This window comes from Microbacterium sp. CJ77, from assembly GCF_002911615.1.
GTDB lineage: Bacteria > Actinomycetota > Actinomycetes > Actinomycetales > Microbacteriaceae > Microbacterium.
Genome location: NZ_PQBR01000022.1, coordinates 34,906 through 49,440 on the forward strand (window position 1 = coordinate 34,906; position 14,535 = coordinate 49,440).

14 protein-coding genes and 1 tRNA gene are annotated in these 14,535 nt (G+C 69.2%); 6 read left to right on the top strand and 9 right to left on the bottom strand.

Translation table 11 applies throughout. The annotated features are described in order from the left end of the window. Window positions 1-36: 36 nt before the first annotated feature. The 6 genes from C2868_RS11265 to C2868_RS11290 are packed head-to-tail and all read left to right on the top strand — an operon-like array spanning window position 37 to window position 6,161. Window positions 37-1,449: an SCO6880 family protein gene (locus C2868_RS11265; protein ID WP_100812408.1), complete on the top strand. Its 1,413-nt coding sequence runs from the start codon at window positions 37-39 to the stop codon at window positions 1,447-1,449. Continuing rightward, the gene (locus C2868_RS11270) at window positions 1,434-2,885 is read left to right on the top strand and encodes an ATP-binding protein (RefSeq protein WP_374935780.1); all 1,452 of its coding nucleotides are present in this window, start codon (window positions 1,434-1,436) and stop codon (window positions 2,883-2,885) included. The genes C2868_RS11265 and C2868_RS11270 overlap by 16 nt, the downstream gene beginning before the upstream one ends. A 45-nt stretch (window positions 2,886-2,930) precedes the next feature. After that, a complete protein-coding gene (locus tag C2868_RS11275; protein WP_146048051.1) occupies window positions 2,931-3,404 on the top strand; it encodes a hypothetical protein in 474 nt (157 codons plus the stop codon). Further along, window positions 3,404-5,215, top strand: coding sequence for a type IV secretory system conjugative DNA transfer family protein (locus C2868_RS11280; protein WP_100812199.1), 1,812 nt, complete (start codon window positions 3,404-3,406; stop codon window positions 5,213-5,215). Before C2868_RS11275 ends, C2868_RS11280 begins: the two co-directional genes overlap by 1 nt. Window positions 5,216-5,220: 5 nt before the next feature. After that, window positions 5,221-5,625 (top strand): hypothetical protein, encoded by a 405-nt coding sequence (locus tag C2868_RS11285; RefSeq protein ID WP_100812200.1) that lies wholly within the window; start codon window positions 5,221-5,223, stop codon window positions 5,623-5,625. Further along, entirely contained in the window at window positions 5,622-6,161 is a 540-nt protein-coding gene (locus C2868_RS11290) for a hypothetical protein (RefSeq protein ID WP_100812201.1), read from the top strand. The genes C2868_RS11285 and C2868_RS11290 overlap by 4 nt, the downstream gene beginning before the upstream one ends. 15 nt (window positions 6,162-6,176) lie before the next feature. Here the strand turns inward: C2868_RS11290 and C2868_RS11295 are convergent, their stop codons facing one another. From C2868_RS11295 to C2868_RS11330, 9 genes are all read right to left on the bottom strand, one after another. Further along, window positions 6,177-6,575: a hypothetical protein gene (locus tag C2868_RS11295; protein WP_100812202.1), complete on the bottom strand. Its 399-nt coding sequence runs from the start codon at window positions 6,573-6,575 to the stop codon at window positions 6,177-6,179. 172 nt (window positions 6,576-6,747) lie between these two features. Beyond that, window positions 6,748-10,515 (bottom strand): MobF family relaxase, encoded by a 3,768-nt coding sequence (mobF, locus tag C2868_RS11300; protein ID WP_157813997.1) that lies wholly within the window; start codon window positions 10,513-10,515, stop codon window positions 6,748-6,750. A gap of 70 nt (window positions 10,516-10,585) precedes the next feature. Next, window positions 10,586-11,638 (bottom strand): hypothetical protein, encoded by a 1,053-nt coding sequence (locus C2868_RS11305; protein ID WP_100812203.1) that lies wholly within the window; start codon window positions 11,636-11,638, stop codon window positions 10,586-10,588. 66 nt (window positions 11,639-11,704) lie between these two features. After that, window positions 11,705-11,989, bottom strand: a complete 285-nt coding sequence (locus C2868_RS11310) for a hypothetical protein (protein WP_100812204.1) — start codon at window positions 11,987-11,989, stop codon at window positions 11,705-11,707. Then, window positions 11,986-12,117: a hypothetical protein gene (locus tag C2868_RS17730; protein ID WP_258034440.1), complete on the bottom strand. Its 132-nt coding sequence runs from the start codon at window positions 12,115-12,117 to the stop codon at window positions 11,986-11,988. Before C2868_RS17730 ends, C2868_RS11310 begins: the two co-directional genes overlap by 4 nt. Then, on the bottom strand, window positions 12,118-13,179 hold the full coding sequence (locus tag C2868_RS11315; protein WP_374935779.1) for a tyrosine-type recombinase/integrase: 1,062 nt from the start codon (window positions 13,177-13,179) through the stop codon (window positions 12,118-12,120). Continuing rightward, a complete protein-coding gene (locus tag C2868_RS11320; protein WP_100812410.1) occupies window positions 13,179-13,394 on the bottom strand; it encodes an AlpA family transcriptional regulator in 216 nt (71 codons plus the stop codon). Before C2868_RS11320 ends, C2868_RS11315 begins: the two co-directional genes overlap by 1 nt. 180 nt (window positions 13,395-13,574) lie before the next feature. Beyond that, window positions 13,575-13,665, bottom strand: a tRNA-Ser gene (locus C2868_RS11325). A 79-nt stretch (window positions 13,666-13,744) separates the two neighbouring features. Continuing rightward, complete coding sequence (locus C2868_RS11330; RefSeq protein ID WP_103663371.1) at window positions 13,745-14,497, bottom strand: SDR family NAD(P)-dependent oxidoreductase; 753 nt, start codon at window positions 14,495-14,497, stop codon at window positions 13,745-13,747. Window positions 14,498-14,535: the final 38 nt, after the last annotated feature.

The window sequence follows — 14,535 nt, forward strand, 5'->3', positions numbered from 1 at the left end:
GTGAGCGAGCAGACGTCGGTGCTCTCCCCCGTGAGCATGTCCCGGTTGCGCAAGCGCAGCGTGATCCTGGGGCTGTCGGCCGGGCAGGTGGTGGTGCTGGCGACCGGCGGGGTGGTTTTGCTGGCTGCCCTGTATGTTGCCGGGGGTGCCGGGGTGGCCTGGACCTCACCGGTCTGGGGACTGGCGCTGGGTCTGGCGTACGCGCCGATCGCGGGCCGCCCAGCCGTCGAATGGGCGCCCACCGTCGCACATTGGGCGCTTCGACGCGCCGCCGGTCAGACCCGATTCCGTCGACAGATCACCCGGCCGAGCCGACTGGGCCAGCTGTCGCTGCCCGGAGACGGAGCACGGCTCCGGCACATTCAGGATCAGGTAACAGGGTGCGCGATGATCCACGACCCTTACGCGTCGACCCTGACCGCGACGCTGACCATCTCGTATCCGAGCTTCGTGCTGCTGGACCCTGCCGATCAGGAACGTCGGGTCCGCGGCTGGGGACGGGTGCTCGCAGGCCTGTGCCGATCCCCCAGGATCGCCCACCTCCAGGTCCTGGAGCGCACGGTGCCCGACACCGGGTCAGGGCTTGCCGCGTGGTGGGCAGAGCACGGTGTCGACGACGGCTCCTGGGTCGCCGGCGTGTATCGCGACCTGATGGCCGACGCCGGCCCCACCGGAGAACGACACGTCGCGACGATCTCCCTGGCAATCGACCTTCGCACAGCCGCGCGGGCGGTCCGTGGCGCCGGCGGCGGACTGAAGGGGGCAGCGACGGTGCTACGTCAGGAGATGTCGGCGCTGAGCACCGGTCTGCGCGCCGCCGACCTGCAGCCAGGGCGATGGTGCACCCCTGGCGAGGTGGCCGAGATCATCCGGGCCGCGTACGACCCCGCCGCGACCGTAGTGCTGGATCAGCATCCTGTAGGCCGTGACCTGGCCACGGCCGGACCGCTCGCGATCGACGAGGAGTGGGACCACTTCCGCAGTGACTCGGCCTATCACGCGGTGTACTGGATCTCCGAGTGGCCTCGCGCCCAGACCTACCCCGGGTTCCTCGGCCCGCTGATTCTGACAAGCGGGGTACGGCGCAGCTTCACTCTGCTGGTCGACCCGATCCCCGCGCACGTCGCTGCCCGGCAGATCCGCAAGCGCAAGACCGGTCACTTGGCCGACTCCGCGCAGCGCGCGCGTATCGGACAGCTCGAGGACGCCGCCGCGACTGCCGAGTACGCCGACACGCTGCAGCAGGAGGCGGAGCTCATCGAAGGGCATGGGGCCCTGCGCTACACCGGCCTGGTCGCGGTCTCCAGCGGTTCCCGCGAAGAGCTCGAGGCCGCCTGCGCGGCGGTCGAGCAAGCAGCGCTGCAGTCCTCCTGCGAACTGCGGCGTCTTGCGGGACAGCAGGCGCAGGCGTTCACTGCCGCCGCCCTGCCCTTCTGCCGTGGTCTCTAGCCAGCAACCCCCGCGCGAACAGCGAAGACACGACCAAGCAACTCCGCTCGACGAAAGGCGACACATTGAAGTCACCCGCCAGCACACGCACCCCCGTCAGTGTCCGAGCGGAACGCGCAGACACCGACCTGCAGGACGACGTCCCGCCGCGCGGCGGCCAAGCGGCACCGCGGTCGCTGCGGATGTGGCGCCCGCTTCGGATACCGGCCCACCAGGACACCTCAGCGCGAGTCCGGGGCGTCTACCCCTTTCTCGCCGAAGGCAACCTGCCCACGGCAGGGGTGTACGTCGGCCGGGACCTGTACTCGGGCGGAGCGTTCGTGTACGACCCGTGGGTGCTCTATGCCGCCGGAGTCATCACAGCACCGAACCTGGTGATCGCCGGGATCGTCGGGGCCGGCAAGTCCGCCCTGATCAAGTCCCTGTACACCCGCAGCATCCCGTTCGGGCGAAAGGTGTACGTCCCCGGGGACCCGAAGGGCGAGCACTCGGCGATCGCCGAAGCCGTCGGCGGGAAGGCCATCATCCTCGGCCACGGGCTGCGAACCCGCCTGAACCCGCTTGACTCCGGTCCACGCCCCGCCGGGATCTCAGAGCCCGAATGGGAAGCGATGGTCGGCGCGCGCCGCCTCGACCTGGTCGGAGCGCTCGCCGAGACCATGCTCACCCGTCCCCTTACCCCGATCGAACACACTGTCATCGACCGCGCCCTCAACCAAGTGGTCGCGCAGGCCGAGACGCCGATCCTGCCCATGATCGTCGACCGCATCCTCGAGCCTGGCCCCGAGCAGGACGCACGTCTCGCCGATGACGGACGCATGGTCGGTCACGCGCTACGCCGCCTAGTCTCCGGGGACTTGCAAGGCATCTTCGACGGCCCCTCCACCGTGACCTTCGATCCTGCGCTGCCAATGCTCTCCCTGGACCTGTCACGCGTGGCGAACAGCGACGCACTGGTTTCGGTGCTGATGACCTGCGCCAGCGCATGGATGGAAGCGGCGCTTCTCGACCCAGCGGGCGGCCATCGGTGGGTCATCTACGACGAAGCGTGGCGGCTGATGTCGCAACCGGCGCTGCTGCGCCGCATGGACGCGCAGTGGCGACTGGCACGGCACTTCGGCATCGCCAACGCCCTGCTGTTCCACAAGCTCTCCGATCTGGACACCGTCGGCGACGCCGGGTCGGCTATGCGCGCCGTCGCCGCCAGCCTGCTCGCCAATACGGAGACCCAGATCATCTACCGGCAGGGAGCCGATCAAGTAGGCCCCACGACGCTCGCCCTCGGACTGACCAGGACCGAACGGCAACTGCTGCCCACACTCGGAGTCGGCCAGGGGCTGTGGCGGATAAAGGGGCACGCCCGCGTCATCGAACATCACCTCCACCCCGAGGAGATGCGGGCCTTCAACACCTCGAACAGGATGACCGGCCCCTAACAGGCAGACCGACCTCTTCACATCATCGAACACTCAGGAGTCTCCATGAAGCGCCGACGCCGCAGCTACGTTCCGGTTCCCAGCTCACCGCCAGCCCCAACGGAGCTCGAGGTGTTCATGCTCGGGGCGGATCTCGGGGTACTGCGCAGAAACAACATCACCGTGCCCGGCGGGTACATCACTCGCGCGGAGCTGCCCGCTCGCCTATCGGAGCTGGTCTCGGCCGAAGGCGCACCGACATCCGTCGTGATCATCGAACCCGACGGCACACGCCACTCCGACATCCTTCATCCGCCCACAGGGGACATCAATACGTCGTTCGACACCGACGTGCCCGGAGATCCTCTCCTGCACGGCGGCGGATTCCTGCCCGGCGAGGAAGTGCAGCTGCTCCGCCTCGTGTCCGCGACCCGCGCAGACGCTGACGGGCATGCCAGCGCGGGCGCCCACTACGGAGAGGTCAGTCTGCTGTACGGTGCGATCTCCGGCACGGTCGTCCGCGACCCGGGGAGCATCTGATGGTCTCAGGGGGGAGTGCGCCCGGCGGGGAGACCCTCACCAACGTGGCGTTGGGGGCCGTGGCAGTCGTGGTCGCTGGCGCGGGGATGCTGCGCCTCGCGGTCATCGTGTGCTGCTGGATCCAACAGCTCCCCAACCCCCCGGCAGGGATAGAGGCGTCCGCGGCGATCATCCGCACCCCCTGGCATCCTGGTGGCGCGGTCGGAGTGCCCGCGCTGAGTCCTGTCCTGTACTGGGTCATCGTCGCCGTCATGGTGGCAGTGGCGACCGGCGCCTGCTACCTCGCGTGGCGGCTACTGCGTTCAACCTCCCGATCAGATCCCCGCCGCATGATCGGAACAGCAACACGGCACGACATCACCGGTGCCGCATCGGCGCAGGCGCTGCGCACACGGAGCCGCACGCTGCGCCCGTCGCTCACGCACCCACGCCCCCGGGACGTCGGATACCTCATCGGATACGCCCGCGGCCTGCCGCTGTGGGCCAGCGTCGAAGACTCGATCCTCGTGCTCGGACCGCCCCGGTCCGGGAAGGGGGTCAACATCGTCGTCAACGCCATCCTGGACGCGCCCGGCGCAGTGATCACGACCTCCACCCGGCCCGACAACCTCACCACCACCCTCCGTGCCCGTCGACACCAGGGGCCGGTCGCCGTGTTCGACCCGCAGCAGATCGCGCCCGGACTGCCCTCCGGTCTGCGCTGGTCCCCCGTGCGGGGCTGCCAGGACCCGCTCACCGCGATGACCCGGGCACGCGGGCTCGCCGCGTCCACCGGGTTCGGCGGGGTCGAGAACGGCGACTTCTGGGAGGGCAAGGCGAGAGTTGCGATCCAGAGCCTGCTGCACGCCGCCGCACTCGACGGCCGCGATGCGTCGCACCTGCAATCGTGGGCGCTCAGCCCCGCCGCCGCCCAGGACGCGGTGCGCATCCTGCAGGCCCACCCGTCCGCCGCCCAGGGATGGGCGGATGGCCTGGACTCGATGCTGCAGTCCGATCCCCGCACCCGCGACTCCATCTGGCAGGGAGTAGCGCTCGCGTTCGCCGCCCTGGCCGACCCCCGGGTACTGAACACGGTCACACCCAGCGCCGGCGACGAATTCGACCCCGCCCGGTTCCTCGACGAGCGGGGCACGCTGTACATCCTCGCGGCCGGCGCGAGCGCCGGAACGGCCGCGCCGCTGGTCGCGGCGTTCATCGAGGACCTCGTCGAGGTCGCCCGGAAACGGGCCGCCGCATCCCCGGGCGCGCGGCTGGACCCGCCGCTGCTGCTGGCCCTGGATGAGATCGGAAACCTCGCACCGCTGCCGTCACTGCCGACGTTGATGGCGGACGGCGGCGGCACCGGCATCACCACGATGCCGGTGCTGCAGTCCCTCGCCCAGGCGCGCAGCAAATGGGGTGAGCACCAGGCCGCGGCGATCTGGGACGCCGCGATCGTGAAGATCCTGCTCGGCGGGGCCTCCTCACCGCGAGACCTCGAGGACGTGTCCGCGCTGATCGGAGAACACGACGAGACGACGGATTCGGTCAGCAGCGACCGGCACGGCGGACGATCGGTGAGCTGGTCCACCCGGCGGGTCAGGATTCTGCCACCCAGCGTGCTGCGCACCCTGCCAACCGGGGTCGGGGTCGTGCTGCTGCGCACCGTCCCCGCAATCGTCGCCACACTGCGCCCCTGGATGTCCCGACCGGACGCGAAGCAACTCCACCACGATCGCGCCGCCACCGAGGCCGCCATCGGGTCCCCGGAGGCGGCGGACCCGCGATTCGGCTCGCACACCTCCTCTGTGCACCCGATGGAAGGACCGTGAGAATCATGTCTCTGCGCACATCGACCGGAATCAGCGGATTCGTCGTCTCCGACCCGGTGCTCTCGCACACTCTGGAGCGGGCGCGGCTGTACTTCCGATTCGGGCAGGAGCGGCTCGGCGCCGGCCCGACTGGCGAACGCGAGTACGAGTACGGGGACATGGTGCTGTTCGGCCACGCGGCCGAGACCGGATACGAACACCTCCGGAAAGGCGACCGATTCACCGCGGAGGGAAGGCTGCGCACCGACGAGGAGACCGGGCGCTCCCAGTTCATCGCCGCCAGCATCGGACCCAACGGACAGAACCGGCACATCCGCATCCTGCACCGTCCTGCTGCCACCCGCGACCCGGCGATCTCGGACGCGCAGGAAGGCCCCGTGCGAGCGGTGGACCCGGTGACGCGCGGATGAGCGCGGGGCCGCCGAAGGGGCAACCACCGCTGGACGGGTTCGACGACCTGGATGCCGATCTCAGCGACCTGCTGGGGTCCGCGTTCCGTCCCGTGAACTGGCTGACTCTCACCGGCGAGGAGGCAGCGGAGGCATGGGAGGACCTCGACAGCTGGGTGGACTGGCTTCGGCACGAATACGGCCTCCCCGCCGGGATCATCCCGCCGTGCTGGCATCTTCACCCCGAGCTCCTCTGGGAACTGTCCGCGCTGCAGCGGGCATGGCTGACGAACTACGACCCGCAGCACAACGCGGACGGCCCGCTGACATGGCATCGGCAGTATGCCGAGGCGCGGGACCGCCTGCGGGAATGGACGACCACCGCGGGGTGCAAGCTCGACCGGCACCGCCGCACCCGGCAGACCAGCTGGCCGGGTGAAGCGCCCCTGCCGGAGATCATCGACGAGGTCATCGCGAACCGGACGGAGAGCTTCCGCGCCCACGTGCGGGACGACATCGCCCAACGCAGCCACGTCGCCGGCAACTCCGGGGATTAGCCCCGCCACGCGAGTCTATGCAGCGGACAGCGGGCTCGCGGTGCGTTCCGTCGTCGGGCCGAGTTCACCAGTCGACTCGGCGCCGCCCGTCCGGGAGACGCGGCACTCTCGCCAGCGGGCCGCGAGGAGGCGAGCGGTGGCGACCGGGACCAGCACGGCGAATCTCGCCGCGTTGTACAGCGCCACGAGCAGCACGAGATGCCACACGCTCGGTCCGCCCTGTGCGGCAAGCGTCCCTGCCAGTAGCGCGATCGCACCGTAGGCGAGGACTCCGGCCGCGCCGACCGGCAACGCCCAGCGGTAGCCCGTGCGGGTGAGGACGCGTCGGATCACAAGGTTGCTCGGTGTGAAACGGTGGACCGCGGTGACGATTCTCACGGCGACCGCCGTCGCGGCCAGAACGATGACGAACATGGGGACTCCCGGACAACCTCACGGTTGCGTTCGGTGCGCCACGCCCACGCGGGGCTTTCATCATCGCGGACCGTAAGTCCAGACCCGGACCAAAGCGTCCAGGTTGCTCGCACTGCGACCAGGATACTCCCCCTGCTCCGACGCCTGCCGGAGCGGCAGGCGTGTAGGTCGGTCACGACCAGACGCTGCCGGGTGACTCGCGGGTCGCGGGTGCGGCCGGCTCCGGTGTGGATGAGGATCCGCGGGCCAGGAGTTGCGCCCGGTCGCGGGCGTCGCGGGCGTGGTCGCGGTCGGACAGCCGCGTCCAGTCCCCGCTCCCGCCACTGTCGATTGCGTCTGGTGCGTCGATCCCGTATCGGTCTCGATAGGCAGCGACCGTCCCCGCCAGCGTGAACCACGCGCGGCGCGAGTGGACGTCGTAGGGCGGGGAGCCCAATTCGTGGATCCATCGTTCCTGGTTGCGGAGCGCCCGGTCGACCAGCGCGCGGCCACGCCGCCGCATCAGCGACTCTCGCTCTTGCAGTGCGAGGCGCATCTCCGCGTCCGCCCCGGCAACTGCCTGGGGAACCATTCCGACGATCCACCCCCGTCCACGCGCCCGTGGGTTGCCCGATTCCTGCAGGGCGTCTCGGAGCCGAGATGTCAGCACCGCCCCGGCGTCCTCGGAGCCGGTCAGCGGCCGACTCCTGATGGCTGCGGCGAGCAACACGTCGATGTCCTGGCCGGCGGCCTCGGCGCGCCACAGGATCGAGGTGAGCACGCCGAATGATTCTGAGTCGATCATCTGCGCGATCGCCGGGGCCGGGATGCTGCACCGGTGCAGGAGTTCGATCCACCGGTCGTGTTGTGCGCGCTGTGCGATCGTCTCGTATTCGCTGGCGATCTGGGCGATGGACCCGGCGGCTTCCTGTTCGTCGATGATCGTCTCGTGCGCGGAGCGCTCCGCGCCCACGTGGCGAACGACGCTTGCCAGCACATCGAGCGCGGTCATCTCTTCCGGCTGCTTCTGGTGTTCCTCCAGGTGGGGCTGGTCGGTTGCGACGTAGCAGGTGTTGCGCTGGCGGCCCCGACTCATGGAAACATAGAAGGTCTCTCGGGTCATTGCGCTGGAGTGCACCACGCAGTGCCCGGTGTCCAGGGTGATGCCCTGTGCGCGGTGCCCGGTGATCGCGTAGGCCAGCTCAACGTGTTCGGCGACATAGTCGCTGGGCAGCGTGACGATACCGCCATGAGAGCGTCCTACGCGCCGAACGGTGAGGGAGCCGTCGCGGCGGTGCCGCATCACGACCCATCGGTCGCCGTTCTTGACCCACCCGGATCTGCCGGTGCGCAGTCGGCGGTCGTTTCGGCGGGTGAGGATCTCGTCCCCACGGCCGGCTTGGCTTCCGCCGGCGAGGGTGACGCCGTCGGCGGAGACCTCGTCCGCGAGGATCCGGTCAGCGCGGGCGCGCTCGTTGAGTGCGGAGACGGTGTCGCCGGTCTCGGCGATGAGGGCTGTTGTGACGCCGGCGACCCGGTCGGCGTGCCAGGCGCGATACGCGGCCTCCAGCATGTCCTCGAGGTCGCCCCCGTGGATCCGGTCGTGCGCCGCGTAGGTGGGCAGGACCTCCACGTCCCCCATCCGCAAACCGAGGGAGGCATCCTTCTCCCAGACGTGTGCGAACCGGTGCACGGTCGTCAGTTCCGGTGGCGCGGCGCGGTCACGGACGAGCATCCCGAACGCGCCGCCGGACTCGATCGCCGAGAGCTGCGCCCAGTCCCCTGCCAGCAGCACCTTCGCACCCACCTCGCGGGCGTGCCGGGTGATCGCCTCCAGAGCCATGGTGCCTACAAGCGATGCCTCATCGACGATCATCAGGTCGCCCTGTCGCAGGGTCCACGCCTGGATCCCGTCATCAAGCACCCTTATTCTGCGTCTGGCGGCCGCGGTGAGCCGGGGGGCGAGGTTGGGCGAGTCCCACCGGGTCCGTTCCTCCAGCGTGTCCGCAAGGACCGGGGACATCGTCGCGATGCGACCACGCCAGCTCCGGGCCATCCACGGTCGCGCGCTGAGTGCGCCGACCCACTCGAGGAGACGGTCTCGTTCGGCGATCCGCGCAGGCGTCTGCCGGTGCTCGTGCAGCCATTTCGCCGTGTTGTCCGTGGGGATTCCGAGGTCTTCAGCGAGCACGTCCGCAGCGACGGAGGACGGTGCGACGCCGGCGACCGTGCCCTCGCCCTGATGCGCTTCCCACGCGCGCCGGAGCCCGCCGAGGGTGGTCGTCTTCCCGGTGCCGGCCGGGCCGACCAGCACATCGAGGACCCGGCCGGACGCCGCGATCGCAGCGATCGCCCCATGCTGCTCCCGGGAGAGCGGCGCTGAGGCTCGGGCCTGCGCGGATCGTTGGATGACATCCGCGGGGAGAGCGGGGCCGGTCATCTCGCTGGCCCATTCGCGCAGTGTGTCCTCGGCGGCCAGCAGCGCCGTGGAGGAGTAGATCGTGCCGGCCTTCTCCCGGAAGACGCTGCCGCCGTCCGGGCGTCGGAACGGGGTGGGGCTGGATGCGAGCTCTGGGGGTGTCAGCCGCAGGGAACGGCTTTCGGCACGGTCCACGATCTCGTCCAGGATCGCGGTGCGGTCTTGGGCGGTGGCGAAGCGCAACGGGAGAGTCACCCGAGCCGCCTCCGCCCAGAGGTTCCAGCGTCGCCACGTCGAGCGACGATCGCCGACGCCGGCGAGCACCTCGATACCGGCGGCATCCAGGTCCGCCGACGATAGGTCGTCGCGATGCAGGAGTCTCGTCGCTTCTTGGGCGGCGATCAGCTGCCGTGCCCACCCGGTGGCGTCGGTACCCAGCGTCTTTGTCGCGCGTTCCCGCCATCTCGCGGTGAGTTCCTGCAGGGAGTGCGAGTTCTTCAGGGGGCGGGTCTCCAGGGTGGCCTGCTGCCGCAGCTTGATGATCTGCACACGGCCCGGCTGCCGGCCGTGCGCCTCCACGAACTCCGCACGGAGCTGCTCGTGCCGCTCGTCGATGTCGAGGCTGCGGGTGCTGAAATCTCGCATGAGATCCTCCGGGATCCCGCTGATCTCCCACCCCGGATTGCGATCTCGGCCGCGGTCTCGCGATTCCCATCCCACCCCGAGGATGGCCGTGAGCTTGTCGGCGAGGAGCGCGTTGTAGGTCTCCGACAGTGCCACGACCGACGCGTGCAGGGGCCTGCCGTCCAGGCTGCGCCACTTCCCGTCGTGGGCGGCCTGCGCGCGGTTCCCGATGACGACATGGGTGTGCAGCTGCGGGTCGGAGGAGCGCGAGTCGTAGTGATCGAACGCGACGGCGATCACCCCCCGCACCTCGACCTGCGCCACCGCTCCGCGCGGGCCGCGCGCTCCGACCCGGGTCATCGCGACGCGCGCCTCGACGAGGCGAAGGACGTCGCCGACCGCGTCATGGTGCGCCTGCGCGATCAGCGCCTGGGTGCCCGCGTCGGCAACCGCCCACAGCGTGCTCACGCTCTTGGGAACGGAGGCCGTGAAGTCGAATCCGGCGACGGCGCGGCGGGTCTGCCGGGCGTTCTCCTCATTCTCGATCGCGACCAGCGCGGCCGCGCGGTCCTCCTCCGACAGTGTTGCGGGCAGTTTCCTGCCACGCGCCCGCACCCGGTCTCGCATGCCGGCGAAGGAACGGTACGGCCGTCCCAGCTGCGCGCCGCTGTTCGGGTCCTGCCCCGCCCCGAGGAAGCGCTTGAGCTGTTCCTCGGTCACCTCGTCGCCGACGCGGGTCGTCGCGGACGGGAGGCCAGCAACTCCGGAGCCGGCCCACTGACCGGGCGGGGTGCCCTTCTCCTGGTAGTACCGGGTCAGCGGTTCGGTGACGTCGCGGTCGCCGTCGCCGGCGGCGACGGTCCGCAGCAGGTAGCGGTAGCCCTGCCCCGCGCTCATCACCCGCATCGAGACCGTCACCTGGACACGGTGTGCGCGCCTGGCCATGCCATGGGCAGACGGCCCCGGCTCCTCGCACAGCCGCCGGGTCCTAAGGTCTGATCCTCACCGGCACCCTGACGCGTGCGGCCGAGGAGTCGATGTACGCATCCGTGCCGTGCGTGGGGGCTGACGCGTCCTCGCGCAGCCGCCCCTGCGGGTCTGCACGTGCCCGCCGCACGGCGGCGATGGCGCGCCGGCGCACCTCGGTCTCGAGGTCGTACGGGTCCGCGCCGCGCGCCTGCCGAGCGCGGGAGTCCAGGGTCACCTCGTCTCGCAGTCGCTCGCCGTGCTCGACGAGGTAGTCGGGGACGATCTGGCGGCGCCGGGCGAGAGCGGATTTCCGCATCCACTCCTCGAGAAGCGGCCGGGGCGTCCTTTCGAAGTGCTGCATCAGCCGCCGCCGTTCGGAGACGAGACGGCGGCGCGTGAAGAACTCGGTCGCGGCGGCGAGATTCGCCGCCCGTTCCTCCTCAGAGGCCGGATGCAGCCGACGCGGGGGGAGCCCGGCTTGCTGGCGGCGTCGCTCCCGGCGCTTCCACTCCCGGTTGTACGCACGCGCCTTCTCGGCGGTCTCCGGGTTCGAGCGGTAGCGCCGCTGGTTCTCTCTGACCTTCTCCGGATTGGCTTGCTGCCATCGCCGCTGCTGTTGTCGCCGCTTGTCCGGATCGGCCAGCCTGCGCTCGCGGGCGTTCTGCAGAATCTGCTCCCGATTGCGGTAGTAGTAGGCCAGCTGCAGGGCGCGGACGCGCTCCCGATTATTCTCGACGTAGAGTCGCCGTTGTTCCCGCTTCTTATCGGGGTTGCGTTGCGCCCATTCGCGTGCGCGTTCGACGTCGCGACGTCGACGTTCGGCCTCCGCCGCCATCTTCTGACGTCGTTGCTCGGCTTCGGCCTTCATTCGCACACGCCGCTCGCGTTCGCGTTCGCGGCCCTTCGCGCGGATGCTCTCCCGATTTCTCTCGCGATAGTCACGGTAGTAGTCGGGGTGGGCCTCGTTCCACGCCTTCCTCGCCGCGGTGTCCCGTGCCTTGCGCTCCTCTGGGGAGACACGTCGACTGCGACGATCCTGATCGTCACTGGTTGCCCCAGACCTCTCCGTCATACCTGCTCCTCGTCATGTCCGGCCTCACCCCTTTAGGTGGGGCAGGTCAGACACGACGAGGGCGTGTCAGCGGTGCGTGCGCGGCTCAGAGAGAGCGATCAGGGCGGCGAACGCTTCCTGGCGGTGCGCAGACGGGTCGACGATCGCTAGGGGGATCAGCTCGCGGAGCGTTGCTCGCGCATCAGTAGAGAGGTCAGTGAGGGGGTACATGCACCATTCGACATCTTGGTCGACCTGGTAGGCCGGTTCGTCGAGACGCACTTCGGGGTAGTAGATGAATGCGGCCAGCGCGATGCGCTGCAGCGCATCGTCAACCTTCTCGCGATCGATCATCTGGTTCTTCGTGCTCATCGCGAGTCATCCTCCGCTCCCGAGGACGGCCCGAGCGACTCGAGGATGTCTGCCGTGACCGGATCCACGTGGTCGTCAGGCTCGACGTAGTGCGCCCGCGTGATGTCCGTGGAGGTGTGGCCGAGCATCTAGGCCGCCAACTCGAGCCCGCTCGCCCGATCCAGGACCGTCGCGACCGTACGCCGGAACGCATGCGGTGTCACCCCGTGTATACCGGCCGCCTCAAGGATCGTCCGGAGCCGCCGACGGATATTGTTCGGGATCAGCGGAGTGCCGTTTCGGCTGCAGAACAGCAGCGTGTCACCGTCGGCCGGTACCGCTGCCAGTCGCTGCCGTATCCCGGCCGCGGTGTAGCTGGGAACCGCGACTGTACGTCGAGACTTCGCCGTCTTGGGATGATCCTGCCGGAACGCGGGTCGGCCCTTCGGGCAGACGATCGTGCCGGTGATCTTCACCGTCGCCGGCACCACCGTAACATCCACGTCGCAGCGGCGGATCGCAAGCACCTCGCCGATGCGGGCGGAAGTCCCCAGCATCACCTCGATGATGATTCCGAGCTGGCCATCAGGACGCGGCCCCGGAAGACCCTCAGCGGTGCGCCAGCGACTCACCGCTGATCTGATCGCCTGGATCTGCGGGACTGTGAGGGCGAGGATCTCTGATACCGGCTTGCGCAATCGCGCCGCGCCGCTGACAGGATTCCGGGGGATCGCGTCGTACCGCACGGCCAAGCCCAATGCCAGGCTCAGCACGTTCTTGGCCTGCTTCGCGCGGCTGTAGCTGGTCTTCGCGCACGTCTTCAGGAACCGATCGACGCGACTGACGGTCACTTCCTTCAGCCGCAACTGCCCGAACGCCGGCAGCACCAGCTTGCGCATGTTCCACTCATAGAGGTCGCGCGTCTTCACCGCGATCCGTCCCTCCAGATCGAGGTCGTCCAGCCAGAGCTCAGCGAGATCGGCGAAGGGTGTGTCCGGCGTCAACTCTCCTGCGACTGCCGGGCGGCTGCGTTCCGTGAGCAGAACCTTGAGCCTCTGCTCGGCAGCCTTTCGACTCCGCCCGCTGGCCTGGACCTGCCGAAGCGCGCCGTCCTCATCGCGGTATCGAGTCCTGGCTCTGACTATGCCGTTCGCGCCAGTCCGGAAGCTGATCGTTCCGAATGTTCCAATGGGGGTTCGGGTACTCGACATCAGGGCTCACCGCCCGTCTCTCGTCGGGATCGGATCCATTCGTCGATGTCGGCAACGAAGAACATGACGCGCCGACCGACGCGGATCCCGGGCGGGCCCTTCCCGTCCACTCTCCAGTCGTAGATCGTCGCGATGGGGACGCCGAGATAGTCCGACAGTTCCCGGACGGACAGTAACGGCTCCAGCTGGACGGGGTGAGCCTGTTGAGTATCCATACCCAACATGTGCGCCCGGCCGTCCCGCCTCCTCCAGGCGGCACCGATGCCTTCCGTGTGCGGAATCGGCAAGCGGGTGCGGGTGGGTGGCGAGGGAGTGGATGTGGTGACGACGTGGTGACCGGTTCAAGTCCTTAACCGCCTTCTGGCCCGGATTTCCGCAGAATTCCGGGCCAGAGCTGGCGGTGACGGTGGGATTTGAACCCACGGTAGGGGGTTACCCTACACAACTTTTCGAGAGTTGCACCTTCGGCCGCTCGGACACGTCACCGCGGAATAGCTTACGTGCCCACGTGTCGCGCCGCCAATCGCAAACGACGAGGACCGTCGTTCCCGGCTACGTGCGCGTGTCACACCGCCGCCCAACCGCCGTCGACCGCGAGGATGGCGCCGGACACGTTGGAAGCGTCGTCGCTGAGCAGCCAGGTGATTGCCGCGGCCAACTGCTCAGGCTGCGCGACTGCGGGTATGTTCGTCTGCAGCAACGGCCCGATTCGCTGTGCTGCCCACTCGGAGCGGAACGGGGCCTCGATGCTCGTCGCGACGGGTCCGGGGGCGACGACGTTGCAGCGGATTCCCTTCGGGGAGTAGTAGAACGCGGTGCTCTGGGAGAAGCCGTTCACCGCATGCTTCGACGTCGTATAGGGCGTTCCCGCGGCCGAACCCCGCTGGCCAGCCTCGGATCCGACGTTGACGATACTGCCCGCACTTGCCTCGAGCATCCTCGGCAGCACCGCACGGGTCAGGCGCATCATCGCGGTCACGTTTACGGCCATGACCCGCTCCCAGGTCTCGTCCGCGATCTCAGCGGTCGGCTCGAATCCGTCCATGATCCCCGCGACGTTCGCGAGCCCGTCGATGCGGTCGCCCGCCACCTCCACCACTCGGCGCACCGTCTCTTCGTCCGTCAGGTCGCCCGCGACGGTGACGACGTCTCCGCCGACCTCGGCGGTCAGCGATTCCAGGCGGTCGGGCGAGATGTCCACCGCGACGACCCGCCCGCCCTCGCGTGCGAGCCTCTCGACCGTAGCGCGGCCGATTCCGGCTCCTCCCCCCGTGACGATGACGGTGCGACCCTCGAAGCGTGCCGTGCTGTTGGTCATGATGTCTCCTCTTCTCGAGGTCAGTCCAGCGGCAATCC

Excerpts from the sequence above, each read along its gene's own strand:
- C2868_RS11295 (WP_100812202.1), bottom strand. The coding sequence starts at position 6,575 with ATGTTCGTCATCGTTCTGGCCGCGACGGCGGTCGCCGTGAGAATCGTC.
- C2868_RS17730 (WP_258034440.1), bottom strand. The coding sequence starts at position 12,117 with ATGCTCGGCCACACCTCCACGGACATCACGCGGGCGCACTACGTCGAG.
- C2868_RS11315 (WP_374935779.1), bottom strand. The coding sequence starts at position 13,179 with ATGTCGAGTACCCGAACCCCCATTGGAACATTCGGAACGATCAGCTTC.
- C2868_RS11275 (WP_146048051.1), top strand. The coding sequence starts at position 2,931 with ATGAAGCGCCGACGCCGCAGCTACGTTCCGGTTCCCAGCTCACCGCCA.
- C2868_RS11320 (WP_100812410.1), bottom strand. The coding sequence starts at position 13,394 with ATGGATACTCAACAGGCTCACCCCGTCCAGCTGGAGCCGTTACTGTCC.
- C2868_RS11285 (WP_100812200.1), top strand. The coding sequence starts at position 5,221 with ATGTCTCTGCGCACATCGACCGGAATCAGCGGATTCGTCGTCTCCGAC.
- C2868_RS11290 (WP_100812201.1), top strand. The coding sequence starts at position 5,622 with ATGAGCGCGGGGCCGCCGAAGGGGCAACCACCGCTGGACGGGTTCGAC.
- C2868_RS11280 (WP_100812199.1), top strand. The coding sequence starts at position 3,404 with ATGGTCTCAGGGGGGAGTGCGCCCGGCGGGGAGACCCTCACCAACGTG.
- C2868_RS11310 (WP_100812204.1), bottom strand. The coding sequence starts at position 11,989 with ATGAGCACGAAGAACCAGATGATCGATCGCGAGAAGGTTGACGATGCG.
- C2868_RS11305 (WP_100812203.1), bottom strand. The coding sequence starts at position 11,638 with ATGACGGAGAGGTCTGGGGCAACCAGTGACGATCAGGATCGTCGCAGT.
- C2868_RS11330 (WP_103663371.1), bottom strand. The coding sequence starts at position 14,497 with ATGACCAACAGCACGGCACGCTTCGAGGGTCGCACCGTCATCGTCACG.
- C2868_RS11265 (WP_100812408.1), top strand. The coding sequence starts at position 37 with ATGTCCCGGTTGCGCAAGCGCAGCGTGATCCTGGGGCTGTCGGCCGGG.